Here is a 13618-nt window from a genome sequence, read left to right on the forward strand (position 1 = left end):
TGCCCTGAAAAATCCTGCCCCGGCATACGTCGATCGGGGCCCCGGTGGGGCCGCCTTTTGGTGGGGTGCCCCTGTTTGGTGGGAATTTGTGAAACTTTACTTTTTCGTGAGGGTGAAGACGCTTTCTGCGGCGCCGTTTCTCAGGCCTCTTCTTTTGGCGAAGGGGTTGTCGTGGGCCATGTCACGTTTTAGTACGTGGTTGATTTCGTAGTCTTCGCCGTAGAGTTTGAAGACTTCTTCGTCGCTGACGTTGAAGGGAGGGCCTTTCATTTCTGCGCTGTCGTAGTCGAGGGTGATCAGCAGGATTCTGGTGCCGTCGGGGATGATGGCGGTCAGGTGGTCTACGTAGCCTTTTCGCATTTCCGGGGGCAGGGCGATGAGGGCGGCGCGGTCGTAGACCAGGCGGATGTGTTTTAGGTCTTCCGGGACGAGTTGGAAGAAGTCGCCGCACCAGAGTTGCAGGTCGTCGTGTTTGAAGGTGGTGAAGGGTTCGCCGGGGTGGACCATGGCTTTTTCGCGGGCTTCTTCGAAGAAGTCTTTGCAGGCGATGTCGCTGAGTTCCACGCCGATGACGGGGTGGCCGCGGTCGTGGAGCCACCACATGTCGTGGGCTTTGCCGCACAGGGGCACGAAGACGGCATCGGTGCCTTCGCCGGCCAGTTCGGGCCAGTGGTCATGCAGGTATTGGTTGACGGTGCCTTCGTGGAAGCCGATTTGGCTCTTTTCCCAGCGCTCGTGCCAGAATTCGTGTTCCATGGTGGGTCTCCCTGAATTTGCTCGTTTTACCCAGTCTACCTTAATCTGTGCTGTTCTTGAGTCGGGAGAAAAGTATGAAAGCAGTCTTTCTGGATAGCACTACCCTGGGCAGCGATGTGGACCTGGCGCCGATTGAGCAGGTGACCGGCGGTTTGACCTGTTTTGAGCGGACGTCGCCGGAGCAGGTGCTGGAGCGGATTCGGGGTTTTGATACGGTGCTGGTGAACAAGGTGGTGCTGGACCGGGAGCATTTCGAGGCCTGTCCGGAGCTTAAAACCATTGCGGTGGTGGCTACGGGGCTGAATAACATTGATCTGCCGGCAGCAAGGGAACACGGCATTCAGGTGATGAATGTGACCAACTACGGCCGTTCCACGGTGGCCCAGCACACCATGGCGCTGATTCTGGCGCTGGCCACGCGGCTGCTGGATTACAACCGGGATGCCCGTAATGGCACCTGGGGCAAGAGCGATATGTTCTGCCTGATGGATCACCCGATCATGGAGCTGGAAGGCAAGACTCTGGGAATTGTCGGTTATGGCGACCTGGGGCAGGGTGTGGCCGAGCGGGCGAAGGCCTTTGGCATGAACGTTGTGCTGGGCTGCCGGCCGGGGCAGGCACCGGGGGAGGTGGATGGTTATCCGCGCATTGCGCTGGATGAGCTGTTGGCGCAGGCGGATGTGTTGTCGCTGCACTGCCTGCTGACGGATGAAACCCGGAATATGATTGGTGAGCGGGAATTGCGCCTGATGAAGCCAACCGCATTGCTGGTCAATACCAGCCGTGGCGGCCTGGTAAACGAGGAGGCGCTGGCGGACGCGTTAAGAAGCGGCGAGATTGCCGGTGCCGGCTTTGACGTGCTGACCGAAGAGCCGCCCCGCAACGGTAACCCGCTGCTGGCGGATGATGTTCCCAACCTGGTTGTGACGCCCCACTCCGCCTGGGCCAGCCGTGAGGCTCGTCAGCGGATTGTGGGGATTACTGCAAGGAACCTGGCGTCGGTTCAGAACTGATAGCCGACGCTGAAGGACGCACCCACCTGGCTCATGCTCAGCTCGATGTGCTGGCCGGGGCCCATGGGGTTTTCGCCACGGACGGTTTTGCGCGGTGAGTAGAAGGCCATGCCGGAAACTTCCAGGGCTTCGCTGAACCGGTGGGTGAAGCCGCCGGTGAAGTGCCATTCCTGGACGCCGGGCGCCAGGATGTTGAACAGCACTTCTTCGTCCGGGATGGGCTGCTCGCCGTAACTGACGCCGGCACGCCAGGTTTGTTCGTTGCTTTGCTGCCACTGCCAGCCGAGTTTGACGATGGTCATGTCGTCCCAGCCGAAGCCTGGGCCGTTATCCCTGCCCAGTTGGGAGCTGGCATCGCCGTCCCGTACGTTCATCAGTGCAGGCATCATCGGGTTGCCAATGCTGTTGATCTCGCTGTAGCGGATGTGCTGAACATCCAGCAGCAGCCAGTGGTTTTCAAGTCCGGACCAGGCGATGCCGGCGTTGAACATCTGGGGAATGTCGAAGCCGCCCTGTTCGGCAAACAGGCCTTCGTATTTGTTGAACTCTTCCATTTCCAGGATGGTGCGCCAGCTCAGGCCGGCCCGGAGGGTATCCGTCAATTTACCTTGCCAGCCGATCTGCAGGCCGTAGCCCCAGGCTTCGTCGGTGCCGTTGTTGGTCAGGGCATTCGGGTTTGAGGATAATTTCAGGTTGCCAAACGCCTGCAGGCCTTTCGCCTCAAAGCGCTGGTAGGCAATCAGGGGTGAAATGCCCAGTGCCTGGCCGTCAGAGAATTCCCAGGACCAAGTGGGGGCGATGAACAGCTGCTCCAGGTTGACGCCGGTTTTTCCCGCACCAAAGGTGCCGCCATTCTCGCCACTGTATTCAGTGTTCATGCCACCGTTGGCAAACACCGACAGACCAAGGCTGTGGCCATTGCCCAGGGCCCGGTTATAACCGAAATGAGGAATCAGGAAGGCGTCATTTTCGCTTTGTACGGTTCCGGGGGCGAGATAGAAAGTTCGAGCAGGTGGCGGCATAACGCCACCTTCCACGCCATAACGCCGGCGCGGAGAAAACACCTCCAGCCCACCGTCCACGCGGCTGCCCACAAACGCCATACCTGCCGGGTTAGTGGCTGCGGCAATGCTGTCCTGGGCCAGCGCGGTTCCTGCGCCTGCCATTCCGGCGTTCTTGGTACCGTAGCCGTGGCTGAAGTAGCCGTTGGTGGCCAGTGCGGCAGACGGTGCTGCGGCAATAAGGGCGGTGGTGGCAAGAATCCGGGACAAGCGCATTGATCAAACCCTGTGGTTATAAATGAATCAGTTCTTTAGGCGCGCCTTTTGACGTTAATACGGTTATAAGTGGAAGTAACAAAACTTGATATGGTTATATTGTTTTTTCAGGCCAGCGGCAGCGCCGCCGTTGCATTATTGCTGAGAGAATCGGCTTGTTTACTGCCCCTTGGCTGATAAGCTGTAGAAAAGACTGACAAACAGGAACTTGCGTGGCTTCCATTCAATTGAAAGACCGGCTCCAGGCTGCTGAAGACTGGATTCTTGCCAACCCCAACCCGCCCCAGAAATGGCCCTGGACCTGGTTTTACAAAACCGGGCGTTCGCTGTACGCACTGATCCGGGATGTACTCAGTGGCCAGCTCACCCTGCATGCTATGAGTCTGGTGTATACCACGCTGCTGAGTATTGTGCCTTTGCTGGCCCTGAGCTTTTCCGTGCTCAAGGCGCTGGGGGTGCACCAGAAGATGGAGCCCTTCCTTTACCAGTTCTTCCAGCCCATGGGCCCTCAGGGGATCGAGATGGCGGAACGGATCCTGGGCTTTGTGGATAACATCAAGGTGGGGGTTCTGGGTTCCGTAGGCCTCGGCTTGCTGGTGTACACGGTGATCTCGCTGGTACAGAAGGTGGAACGCTCCTTTAACATGATCTGGCGGGTGCCGGAAATGCGCTCCATGGCCCAGCGCTTCAGCAACTACCTGAGCGTGATCATGGTGGGCCCCTTGCTGATGGTGTCGGCCATTGGTGCTACCGCCACGGTGTTTTCGTCCGACATGATGCAGACCCTGATGGCGGTTGAGCCGTTCGGTTCGGTGATTGTGGCCGTCAGCCGCTTTACCCCGTTCTTCCTGGTGGTGGCGGCATTCACCTTTGTTTATATCTTCATTCCCAACACCCGGGTGAAATTCCGCTACGCTTTCCTGGCGGGCCTGATTGCCGGTGTGTCCTGGCAGGCGGCGGGTATGATCTTTGCGTCCTTTGTGGCGGGTTCTACCAAGTATGCGGCCATCTACTCCGGCTTTGCGGTGGGGATTATCCTGCTGATCTGGATTTACCTGAACTGGATGATCCTGCTGCTCGGTGCCAGTTTGTCGTACTACATGCAGAACCCGGGCTCGGTGGCCAAGCGCCGTGAAGTGCAGCTGGCACCGGAGCTGCAAGAGCGGGTGGCCCTGGCCTTGATGTGGATGGTCGCCAGGCCGTTCAGCCGGGGTGAGCCGGCGCCGCAGCAGGAATCACTGGAGTACCAGATGCATGTGCCGGGCGAAATTACCCGGAATATCAGTGACAAGCTGATTCGCGCCGGCCTGTTGAGCCTGGCCGGCCGCAATGGTGACCAGCTGGTGCCCGGGCGGGCGCTGGACCTGATCACCGTGGGTAACGTGCTGCAGGCGGTGCGCCGGGATGAAGACCGGGTTGTGGAGCGCTTGCCGGTGCAGTCGATGCCGGAGCGGTTGCTGGAGCTCTCGTCCGGCCGTGAAGATGTCAGTTTTTCGGAGCTGCTCAGATAAGCGCTTCGCCGAATACGAACACCAGCTGGCACACGCCGGCGGCAAAGCCAAGGAAGGCACCTACCAGGATGAGCTTGATCTCGTCCTCCTGGAAACAGGGCCGCAGCAGGTCCTGAAACTCTTCTGACGACAGCGCAATCATGCGCTCTACCATGATCGACTCCACCGCCCGGGCCCGGTCCTTCTCGAACACCGGGTTGTTGAAGGAGGTCTGGGAGATTTCGATAGCCTTTTCGCCCACCTGGTTCTTCAGGGTGGCAAAGCCGGTCGGGCCGAACGCCATCTGGGTAAGGGCCTTGCCCATACCGGCGGTTTCGTCCACCAGCGGCTTGATGTGCTTCTTCACCATGTTGCGGGCGCGGTCGCCTTTCGGGCCTTCCATAATGGCGTTGATGATGTTGCCAACGGTGAGGATTTCGTGGGTCACGATATGGCAGAAGGATTCAGCCACTTCCGGCTGGCGCTTCAGGAACAGGCCCTGGATTTTCAGGGGGCCCACCTTGTGTTCCCTGAGGGGGCGGAAGATGACGTTCAGGGCAATCCAGTTGGTGGCCCAGCCCACCAGCAGGCCGAACAGTGGCAGCACCCAGATAGCGGGATAGAGGTACCAGACTGCCATTTGTATCAGGCCGAACAGAAAGCCGAAGTACATGCCGGAGTTGATGATAAAGCGGAATTCTACGTCGCCACACTCCAGGAAAATGCGGTTGAGCAGCTGTTTGTCGCTGGCGAGCCGTTCGATGACCATGCCTTTGATGTCGAGCAGGTCTTCGATGTTGTCGGATACGTCTTCTACCAGGTTGTCGACCAGTTGCGGGGTGGATTTGCGCACCCGGTCGTAGACCATTTTGCGGGCGGAGGCGGGCAGGTTTTCCCAGAAGGTGGGGTACTCTTTGAGCATGAGTTCGTCGACATATTCTTCCACTCTGGGGTCGACGGTGTAGATGATGTGGGCGGCCAGTACCTTCGGGTCAATCTGTTCGAAGATTTCCTGTACGGTGCCGATTTTGGAGATGGTGGCATCGACGCTGATGGCGGCCATTTTCCGGGCCTTGGAGGGGATGATGCCTTGCCAGCCGAGCAGGGGTGGTTTGCCTATGAACTCCAGGGGGTAGAAGGTCATTTTGATGGCGAGCCAGTTGGTGCTCCAGCCGATGAGGGCTGCGATCACTGGAATACTTAGGTATTGCCAGAATTCCGGGTTGGTAAGTAGGCTGGTCATCCGGTACTCGCTGGTTTTGTTCTGATTCTGTTGGTTCTGTCCTGGGTGCAAGCGGCAGTGCGAGAGGGGGTTTCCAGAAAACGCTCCTTGCGGCACATCCATGTGGCGCTTCTGCTCCGCCATCCATGGCTCCGCAAATTTCTGGAAACCCCCTCTCGCACTGCCGCCCATCATGGGCAGAGCGTCTTGCTGCAATTGTCAGACACGGATCATGTTGGTGACAGCGGAATCTGTCAATGACTGAACCGCCACTGCATCACGTTACAGAAGGCCATTCGCGGTTAACCGCCGATATCTCCCCACAACCACTGGCACAGTGCCATGGCCGCCACCGGCGCTGTTTCGGTGCGCAGAACTCGGGGGCCGAGGGCGACGGGGAGGAAGCCGTTTTGTTCTGCCAGGGCAATCTCGTCGGCGCTCAGGCCGCCTTCGGGGCCGATCATCAGGGCGACGCTGGCGGGTTTCTCGAGTGTGTTGAGGGATTGTTCGGTGCGGTGGTGCAGCACCAGGCGCAGGTCGCAGGTTTGGCTGTATTGCAGCCATTCCGCTACGGTCATCACCGGCAGGATGTTCGGGACTTTTGCGCGGCCGCATTGTTCGGCGGCGCTGATGGCGACTTGTTGCCAGTGGCGCAGGCGTTTTTCTTCCCGGTCGCCTTTGAGTTTTACGTCGGAGCGTTCGGTGGTGAGGGGGGCGATGGTGGTTACGCCCATTTCCACGGCTTTCTGCACGGCGTAGTCCATGCGGTCGCCCTTTGACAGGGTCTGGCCCAGGACGATGGTCAGGGGCGATTCGGTGGCGTTGGCCTCGGCGCTTTCGATGGTTACGGTGACGTTCTTTTTGCCGGCTTCGGTGATGGTGGCGGTGTAGTCGTTACCGTCGCCGTTGAACAAACGGAGCTGCTGGCCGGGCTGCATGCGCAGTACCCGGCCTACGTGGTTGGCGGCGTTGTCGTCGAGTTCACACGGGCTGCCGGTGTGCAGGGGGCTGTCGGTGTAGATTCTGGGAATGCGCATGGTCAGCCCTTAACTGCGATTTCGATGCCTTCGGTGGCCACCTGGGCCAGGTGTCGGATCTGGTCTTCGGTGATCACGTAAGGCGGCATGAAGTACACCACGTTGCCCAGCGGGCGCAGCAGGGACTGGCGGGTGAGGGCATGCTGGTACACCTTGATGCCACGGCGTTCCTGCCAGGGGAACGGGGTTTTGCTGGCTTTGTCTTTGACCATTTCGATGGCCAGGGTCATGCCGTGCTGGCGGATGTCACCCACGTTGGGGTGGTCGGCCAGGTGGGCGACGGATTCGGCCATGCAGCGGGACAGCTGGCGGTTGTTTTCGATGACGTTTTCGTCCCGGAAGATGTCCAGGGTGGCCAGGGCGACGGCGCAGCCGATGGGGTTGCCGGTGTAGCTGTGGCTGTGCAGGAACGCACGCAGGGTTTCGTAGTCGTCGTAGAAGGCGTTGTAGACAGTGTCGGTGGTGAGCACCACGGACAACGGCAGGTAACCGGCGGTCAGGCCCTTGGACAGGCACATGAAATCCGGGGTGATGCCGGACTGTTCGCAGGCGAACAGGGTGCCGGTGCGGCCAAAGCCCACGGCGATTTCGTCGGCAATCAGGTGTACGCCATAGCGGTCGCAGGCTTCGCGCAGTTTGGTGTGGTAAACCGGATGATGCATGCGCATGCCGCCGGCACACTGTATCAGGGGTTCCACCACCACGGCACAGATTTCGTGGTGCCGCTCGGCCAGCAGCTTGTCCATGGCCTCGAACTGGCGCAGGGCGTAGTCTTCATCGGTTTCGCCCAGCTCTTTGTTGTAGGCATCCGGCGAGGGCGCCGTCAGTACTTCCATCAGCAGCGGCTGGTAGGTGTCTTTGTAAAGGGCAACATCACCCAGCGCCAGCGCGCCCAGGGTTTCTCCGTGGTAGCTGTTGCTGAGGTTAACGAAGTTCTTCTTGCCCGGATGGCCCTGGTTTTTCCAGTAGTGATAGCTCATCTTCAGGGCCGCTTCGATGGCAGACGAGCCGTTGTCTGCGTAGAAGCATTTGTTCAGCCCCTCCGGCGTAACCTCAATCAACCGCTCGGACAAGTTCACTACCGGTTCGTGGCTGAAGCCCGCCAGGATGACATGCTCCAGCTGGCCGATCTGTTCCTGGATAGCGGAGTTGATGCGCGGGTTGGCGTGGCCGAACAGGTTTACCCACCAGGAGCTGACCGCATCGATGTAGCGATTGCTCTCGAAATCTTCCAGCCATACGCCTTCGCCCCGCTTGATGGGAATCAGCGGCAGGGTTTCGTGGTCTTTCATCTGGGTACAGGGGTGCCACACGGATTTAAGGTCCCGTGCGACCAGGTCGGCATTGCGCATGGTTGTCTCCTGTCAGGCTGCGGAGGCGGTGAATAAATATCCGGATGCGACATGATACTTGGCTGTCAGCAGCCTTAACAGCTCCTTACTGTGAACCAGTCGGATGACCGGCTTGCCATAGCCCGGCGCCAGACCGGCCAATGTTGGTGCACCAGCCTGCGGCAACAATGGAATAAAAATAACAGGAGTCGAATATGGAGCTGAATCTGAAACACCCCTATGAGGCTGGTGTGGATCATGTGCTCGAGCGTTTTTTCAGCGAAAGCCACATTATCGAAAAGAACGAGAAAATCGGGTCCCGCAATGTACAGCTGGCCGAGCTGCGCAAAGACGATGTGTCCGGCAAGTTGGTGATCGAGCGTGAAATGATGGCTTCTGCGCCCGTGCCGGGAGTGCTCTCAGGCTTTCACCGGGAGTGGAATCGCGTGCGGCAGGAGGAACACTGGTTCCGTAAAGACGACGATGAGTGGCACTGCGAGTTTCGGGTGAAAATCGACGGTGTGCCGGCGAAGATCAAGGGCGAAATGCGGCTTCAGGGTAACGGTAACCGCTGCATCAATTATGTGAATCTGTCGGTTCGTTGCGATATGCCGTTGTTGGGCAAGAAAGTGGCGAGATTTCTGGCGGATGACTCCCACGCCAAGATTGAACGGGAGTATGAAGTCATCCGCCAGTTGCTTTGACCCGCCGGTTCAGTGCGCCAGCACCCGGGACAGGAACGCCTGGGTGCGCTCGTTCTTAGGGTTGTCGAACACATCTTCAGGCCGGCCTTCTTCGACAATCTGGCCTTCATGGATGTAGATCACCCGGTCTGCCACTTCCCGGGCGAAGCCCATTTCGTGGGTGACGACCATCATGGTCATACCTTCTTTGGCCAGCTCCCGCATCACGTCCAGCACTTCACCGATCATTTCCGGATCCAGCGCCGAGGTGGGTTCATCGAACAGCATCAGCCGGGGTTCCATGGCCAGGGCCCGGGCAATGGCGACCCTCTGCTGCTGGCCGCCGGATAGCTGGTTGGGGTATTTGTCGGCCTGGCTGCCAATGCCTACACGTTCCAGCAGCCTCTCGGCGGTAGCGTTGGCGACGACCTGGGAGGTGTTTTTTACCTTCATGGGCGCTAGCATGATGTTCTTTCTTACCGTCAGGTGCGGAAACAGGTTGAATTGCTGGAACACCATGCCGACTTCCTTGCGGATTTCGGCAAGGGCCTGCTGGTTGCCGCCTTTCGGCGCCAGTTTCTGGCCGTCCACTTCCAGTGTGCCGGATTCAAATTCTTCCAGGCCGTTAACACAGCGGATCAGGGTAGATTTACCGGAGCCACTGGCCCCGATGATCACCACGACCTCGCCCTGTTCTACGGTCAGGTCTATATCTTTCAGGACATGCAGCTTGCCGAAGTACTTGTTCATGCCCTTCATCTTTACGATCTGAGTCATTACCCGGGCTCCTTCAGACAGACGCAACGCCGCGGCGTTCAAGCAGCCGCAGAATCAGGGACAGGGACAAGGTTATGGCCAGGTACATAAGGGCCACTACGAAGTAAACCTCGAAGGCGGTAAAGGTGTTGGCGATATACACCTGGCCCTGGCGGACCAGTTCCCCCACGCCGATCACCGAGAACAGCGAGGTGTCCTTGATGCTTACGATAGCCTGGTTTCCGAGCGGCGGGATCATGCGCCGGAAGGCCTGGGGCCAGATAATCGACCAGAAGGTCTGGGTGCGGGACAGGCCCAGAGACAGGCCGGCTTCGCTCTGGCCTTTGTCGATAGACTGCACGCCACCGCGCACCACTTCGGATATATAGGCGCCGGAGTTCAGGGCGATCGCGGCAATACCGGCTGTCAGCGGGTCGATGGGGCCGCCGACCAGGTCCGGCAGGCCGTAGAAGATAAACAGCACCTGCACCAGGATGGGGGTGCCGCGAAAAATTTCGATATAGGCGGTTGCCGGCCAGCGCAGGAACCATTTTTTGTTGATGCTGAGCAGGCCAAAAACGATGCCGAGTATAAAGCCGATGGCCAGGCCACCGAAGGAAATCATCAGGGTGTAGGGAATGCCCTTGGCCAGGTAGGGAATGGAATCAATGGCCGCTTGCCAGTCAAACTGAAACTGGAATTCCACGGTGTGTTTCTCCGTTGGGTTGGGAGGAGGCGCCCGGGGCATTGTGTGCCCCGGGCGGGTCAAGTGGAGGTTTACTTGTCTTCAGGCATCGGGCCGAACCATTTTTCGTAAATGGTTTTGTAGGTGCCGTCTTCCTTGATTTCTGCCAGGGCTTCGTTAACCGGGCCAACCCATTCGCTACCTTTTTTCAGGGCGATACCGTACTGCTGGCCTTCATACAGCGGGCCTACGGCTTTCACCTTGCCTGCGCCGCGGGTGCTGGCGAAGTAGCCTACGTTCGGGGCGTCGTAGAACACCGCATCTACCGCGCCGGACATCAGCGCCATATACATGTCGGAGCTGCCGGGGTAGGGGGTTACGCCGTCGTTATCGTCCAGGTTCTTGGTGAGGAAGTCGTAGCTGGTGCTACCAATCTTGGTGCCGACTTTCTTGCCTTCCAGGTCAGACATTTCCTGGGTGCCATCGTCTTCGCGAACCAGGATACGCAGGCCGGAATCGTAGTAAGGGTCGGAGAAATCGACGATTTGCTTACGCTCATCGGTAATGGTGATGCCGGCAATGGCAATGTCGACGTTACCGGTTTGCAGGGCCGGGATGATGCCGTTGAAATCCATGGTGTTCAGGTCGTAATCAAAGCCCGCACGCTCGGCGACTTCGGCGATGATTTCCATGTCGAAACCGATCATTTCGCCGGTTTCCTGATCCATCATTTCAAACGGGACGAAGCTGGGGTCGGTGACTACGCGCAGGGTCTCTGCGCTTACCGACGTGGCGGCGACAGACAGTGCCAGGCCAGCGCCCAGAGTTTTCAGCCATTTCGTGCTCATGCTTTCTCCTTTCTGTTTTTTTATGCCCCGTCTGCCCGGTAAGGCAGTCTGTGAAAGCACTCTTTGTGACCGTGCATCACAGGGAGCGTTGATAGGGATGCATCAGATACAGTCTAGACTATGGAGACAGGATTTGCAGGAAATCAGGCGGTTAGAAAACGAAAGAGGGGCCGAAGCCCCTCTTTGTACTGCTTTGCAGAATGCCTTAGAAAGCAATCTTTTCGCGGTCGCTGATGCCCAGATTCTTCCAGATGGAAATGCTGGGTTCGGCCTGGTTCAGGGTGTAGAAGTGCAACCCCGGAGCCCCGGCTTTCAGAAGCTTTTCGCACATTTCGGTGACCACTTCTTCACCAAACTTGCGGATGCTGTCGGTGTCGTCGCCGTAGGCTTCGAGCTGCTTGCGGATCCAGCGAGGGATTTCCGCGCCGCACATGTCAGAGAAACGCACCAGGCTGGAGAAGTTGACGATGGGCATGATGCCCGGCACCACCGGAATGGTGATGCCCATCTTCTCCAGACGGTCGATGAAATAGAAGTAGCTGTCCGCATTGAAGAAGTACTGGGTGATGGCGCTGTTGGCACCGGCCTGTACCTTGCGGGCAAAATTCTTCAGATCATCTTCCGCACTGCGGGCCTGAGGATGGAACTCGGGATAGGCGGCCACTTCCAGGTTGAAGTGATCACCGCTGTGGTTCCGGATGAATTCCACCAGCTCGTTGGCATACCGCAGCTCACCAGACGCCCCCATGCCCGAGGGCAGATCGCCGCGCAGAGCAACGATCCGGTTGATGCCGTTCTCTTTATACAGATCCAGCAGCTCGCCGATCTCTGCGCGGGTGCCACCCACGCAGGACAGGTGCGGTGCCGTGGAAATGCCCTGCTTGTGCAGGCTGAGCACGGTTTCAATGGTGCGGTCCCGGGTGGAGCCGCCGGCGCCGAAGGTGACCGAGAAAAAATCCGGGTTCACCTCGGCCAGTTGGTCGCGCACAACTTGAAGTTTCTCCTTGCCCTGATCGGTCTTGGGCGGGAAAAACTCGAAGCTGAAGCGGCGTTTGAATTGCTTCTGGGATTCCATGATCGTTTCCGCTTAGTACCTGTAGCTTTCCGGCTTGTACGGGCCTTCGACCGGTACGCCGATGTATTTCGCCTGGTCCGGAGTCATTTTGGTGATCACGCCACCAAAGCCTTCCACCATGGCGCGGGCCACTTCTTCGTCCAGCTGCTTGGGCAGAACCTGGACGTAAACGCCCTTGGCCTTGGACTCTTCAGGCAGGTCCGCAAACTTGCGCTCGAACAGGTACATCTGCGCCAGCACCTGGTTGGCGAACGAGCCGTCCATGATGCGCGACGGGTGACCGGTGGCGTTGCCCAGGTTTACCAGGCGGCCTTCGGACAGCAGGATCAGGTGGTCGTTGCTGGCCTTGTCGCGGTAAATCACGTGTACCTGCGGTTTGACCTCGTCCCACTCCCAGTTCTTGCGCATGTAGGCGGTATCGATTTCATTATCGAAGTGGCCGATGTTGCACACCACAGCGCCGTTCTTCAGCGCCTTCAGCATGTTGGCGTCACACACGTTGACGTTACCGGTGGTAGTCACCAGCAGGTCAGTGGTGCCCAGCAGGTCGGTGTTGATGCCTTGCTCGGTACCGGTGTTGATGCCATCGATGTACGGGGATACCACTTCAAAACCGTCCATGCAGGCCTGCATGGCGCAGATCGGGTCGGCTTCCGTCACCTTCACGATCATGCCTTCCTGACGCAGGGACAGGGCAGAACCCTTGCCCACGTCGCCGTAACCAATCACCAGCGCTTTCTTGCCGGACAGCAGGTGGTCGGTGGCACGCTTGATGGCATCATTCAGGCTGTGACGACAACCGTACTTGTTGTCGTTCTTGGACTTGGTCACCGAGTCGTTGACGTTGATGGCCGGAATCTTCAGGGTGCCGTCACGCAGCATTTCCTGCAGGCGGTGCACGCCGGTGGTGGTTTCTTCAGTCACACCGTGGCACTTGGCAATCACCTGCGGGTATTCCTTGTGCAGCAGCTCGGTCAGGTCGCCGCCGTCGTCCAGGATCATGTTCGGCTCCCAGCCGTCTACGTCTGCGCCCACGGTCTTGTGCAGGCACCATTCGTATTCTTCGTCGGTTTCACCCTTCCACGCGAACACGGGAATGCCTTGCGCCGCTATGGCGGCTGCAGCCTGGTCCTGTGTGGAGAAGATGTTGCACGAAGACCAGCGTACGTTAGCGCCCAGCTCGACCAGTGTTTCAATCAACACGGCAGTCTGGATGGTCATGTGGATGCAGCCCATGATGTTGGCGCCTTTCAGCGGCTGCTCGGCTTTGTACTTCTCACGCAGTTTCATCAGGGCGGGCATTTCGCCTTCGGCGATCTTGATTTCCTTGCGGCCCCAGCCGGCGAGTTCGATGTCGCGGACTTTGTAATCGTCGAAATTGTTCGGAGTGCTCATGTGGTGCTCCTGTCATGTTTGAAATGGTTAGCCACGGAATCCATATATGG

The 13618-nt window shown here is 58.5% G+C and carries 13 protein-coding genes; 3 read left to right on the top strand and 10 right to left on the bottom strand.

Going from position 1 to position 13618, the window contains the following annotated elements; genetic code table 11:
* Window positions 1-96: 96 nt before the first annotated feature.
* Complete coding sequence (tmpT, locus tag B2589_RS04270; protein ID WP_286815715.1) at window positions 97-756, bottom strand: thiopurine S-methyltransferase; 660 nt, start codon at window positions 754-756, stop codon at window positions 97-99.
* A 74-nt stretch (window positions 757-830) separates the two neighbouring features.
* Here tmpT and B2589_RS04275 point away from each other — a divergent pair, with 74 nt between their 5' ends.
* Window positions 831-1769 carry a D-2-hydroxyacid dehydrogenase gene (locus B2589_RS04275; protein WP_286815716.1) on the top strand — a complete coding sequence of 313 codons (939 nt, stop codon included), beginning with the start codon at window positions 831-833 and terminating at the stop codon, window positions 1767-1769.
* On the opposite strand, the gene B2589_RS04280 is transcribed toward B2589_RS04275, so the two are convergent.
* Entirely contained in the window at window positions 1760-3046 is a 1287-nt protein-coding gene (locus tag B2589_RS04280) for an OmpP1/FadL family transporter (RefSeq protein WP_286815717.1), read from the bottom strand. The genes B2589_RS04275 and B2589_RS04280 overlap by 10 nt on opposite strands.
* A 212-nt stretch (window positions 3047-3258) precedes the next feature.
* On the opposite strand from B2589_RS04280, the gene B2589_RS04285 reads away from it, so the two are divergent.
* The gene (locus tag B2589_RS04285; RefSeq protein WP_199456638.1) at window positions 3259-4557 is read left to right on the top strand and encodes a YihY/virulence factor BrkB family protein; all 1299 of its coding nucleotides are present in this window, start codon (window positions 3259-3261) and stop codon (window positions 4555-4557) included.
* Here the strand turns inward: B2589_RS04285 and B2589_RS04290 are convergent.
* The 3 genes from B2589_RS04290 to B2589_RS04300 form a co-directional block, all read right to left on the bottom strand.
* Window positions 4550-5779, bottom strand: coding sequence for a DUF445 domain-containing protein (locus B2589_RS04290; RefSeq protein ID WP_058342412.1), 1230 nt, complete (start codon window positions 5777-5779; stop codon window positions 4550-4552). The genes B2589_RS04285 and B2589_RS04290 overlap by 8 nt on opposite strands.
* Window positions 5780-6060: 281 nt before the next feature.
* Entirely contained in the window at window positions 6061-6795 is a 735-nt protein-coding gene (locus B2589_RS04295; RefSeq protein WP_286815718.1) for a 16S rRNA (uracil(1498)-N(3))-methyltransferase, read from the bottom strand.
* Between the two features lie 2 nt (window positions 6796-6797).
* Complete coding sequence (locus B2589_RS04300) at window positions 6798-8147, bottom strand: adenosylmethionine--8-amino-7-oxononanoate transaminase (RefSeq protein WP_094623737.1); 1350 nt, start codon at window positions 8145-8147, stop codon at window positions 6798-6800.
* Between the two features lie 194 nt (window positions 8148-8341).
* On the opposite strand from B2589_RS04300, the gene B2589_RS04305 reads away from it, so the two are divergent.
* Window positions 8342-8830 (top strand): DUF2505 domain-containing protein, encoded by a 489-nt coding sequence (locus tag B2589_RS04305; RefSeq protein WP_199456643.1) that lies wholly within the window; start codon window positions 8342-8344, stop codon window positions 8828-8830.
* 9 nt (window positions 8831-8839) lie between these two features.
* On the opposite strand, the gene B2589_RS04310 is transcribed toward B2589_RS04305, so the two are convergent.
* The 5 genes from B2589_RS04310 to ahcY form a co-directional block, all read right to left on the bottom strand.
* On the bottom strand, window positions 8840-9586 hold the full coding sequence (locus B2589_RS04310; protein ID WP_022989727.1) for an amino acid ABC transporter ATP-binding protein: 747 nt from the start codon (window positions 9584-9586) through the stop codon (window positions 8840-8842).
* A 13-nt stretch (window positions 9587-9599) separates the two neighbouring features.
* Window positions 9600-10313 (bottom strand): amino acid ABC transporter permease, encoded by a 714-nt coding sequence (locus B2589_RS04315; protein ID WP_201785337.1) that lies wholly within the window; start codon window positions 10311-10313, stop codon window positions 9600-9602.
* A gap of 29 nt (window positions 10314-10342) precedes the next feature.
* Entirely contained in the window at window positions 10343-11098 is a 756-nt protein-coding gene (locus tag B2589_RS04320) for a transporter substrate-binding domain-containing protein (protein ID WP_286815719.1), read from the bottom strand.
* A 205-nt stretch (window positions 11099-11303) separates the two neighbouring features.
* Window positions 11304-12173: a methylenetetrahydrofolate reductase [NAD(P)H] gene (gene metF / locus B2589_RS04325; RefSeq protein WP_286815720.1), complete on the bottom strand. Its 870-nt coding sequence runs from the start codon at window positions 12171-12173 to the stop codon at window positions 11304-11306.
* A 12-nt stretch (window positions 12174-12185) separates the two neighbouring features.
* Complete coding sequence (gene ahcY / locus B2589_RS04330) at window positions 12186-13568, bottom strand: adenosylhomocysteinase (protein ID WP_286815721.1); 1383 nt, start codon at window positions 13566-13568, stop codon at window positions 12186-12188.
* Window positions 13569-13618: the final 50 nt, after the last annotated feature.

This window comes from Marinobacter sp. UBA3607, from assembly GCF_002375525.1.
In the GTDB taxonomy this organism is placed as follows: Bacteria; Pseudomonadota; Gammaproteobacteria; order Pseudomonadales; family Oleiphilaceae; genus Marinobacter; species Marinobacter vinifirmus.

Coding starts and splice junctions, on each gene's coding strand:
- B2589_RS04280 (WP_286815717.1), bottom strand. CDS start 3,046: ATGCGCTTGTCCCGGATTCTTGCCACCACCGCCCTTATTGCCGCAGCA.
- ahcY (WP_286815721.1), bottom strand. CDS start 13,568: ATGAGCACTCCGAACAATTTCGACGATTACAAAGTCCGCGACATCGAA.
- B2589_RS04300 (WP_094623737.1), bottom strand. CDS start 8,147: ATGCGCAATGCCGACCTGGTCGCACGGGACCTTAAATCCGTGTGGCAC.
- B2589_RS04275 (WP_286815716.1), top strand. CDS start 831: ATGAAAGCAGTCTTTCTGGATAGCACTACCCTGGGCAGCGATGTGGAC.
- B2589_RS04295 (WP_286815718.1), bottom strand. CDS start 6,795: ATGCGCATTCCCAGAATCTACACCGACAGCCCCCTGCACACCGGCAGC.
- B2589_RS04310 (WP_022989727.1), bottom strand. CDS start 9,586: ATGACTCAGATCGTAAAGATGAAGGGCATGAACAAGTACTTCGGCAAG.
- B2589_RS04290 (WP_058342412.1), bottom strand. CDS start 5,779: ATGACCAGCCTACTTACCAACCCGGAATTCTGGCAATACCTAAGTATT.
- B2589_RS04320 (WP_286815719.1), bottom strand. CDS start 11,098: ATGAGCACGAAATGGCTGAAAACTCTGGGCGCTGGCCTGGCACTGTCT.
- tmpT (WP_286815715.1), bottom strand. CDS start 756: ATGGAACACGAATTCTGGCACGAGCGCTGGGAAAAGAGCCAAATCGGC.
- B2589_RS04305 (WP_199456643.1), top strand. CDS start 8,342: ATGGAGCTGAATCTGAAACACCCCTATGAGGCTGGTGTGGATCATGTG.
- B2589_RS04315 (WP_201785337.1), bottom strand. CDS start 10,313: ATGCCCCGGGCGCCTCCTCCCAACCCAACGGAGAAACACACCGTGGAA.
- metF (WP_286815720.1), bottom strand. CDS start 12,173: ATGGAATCCCAGAAGCAATTCAAACGCCGCTTCAGCTTCGAGTTTTTC.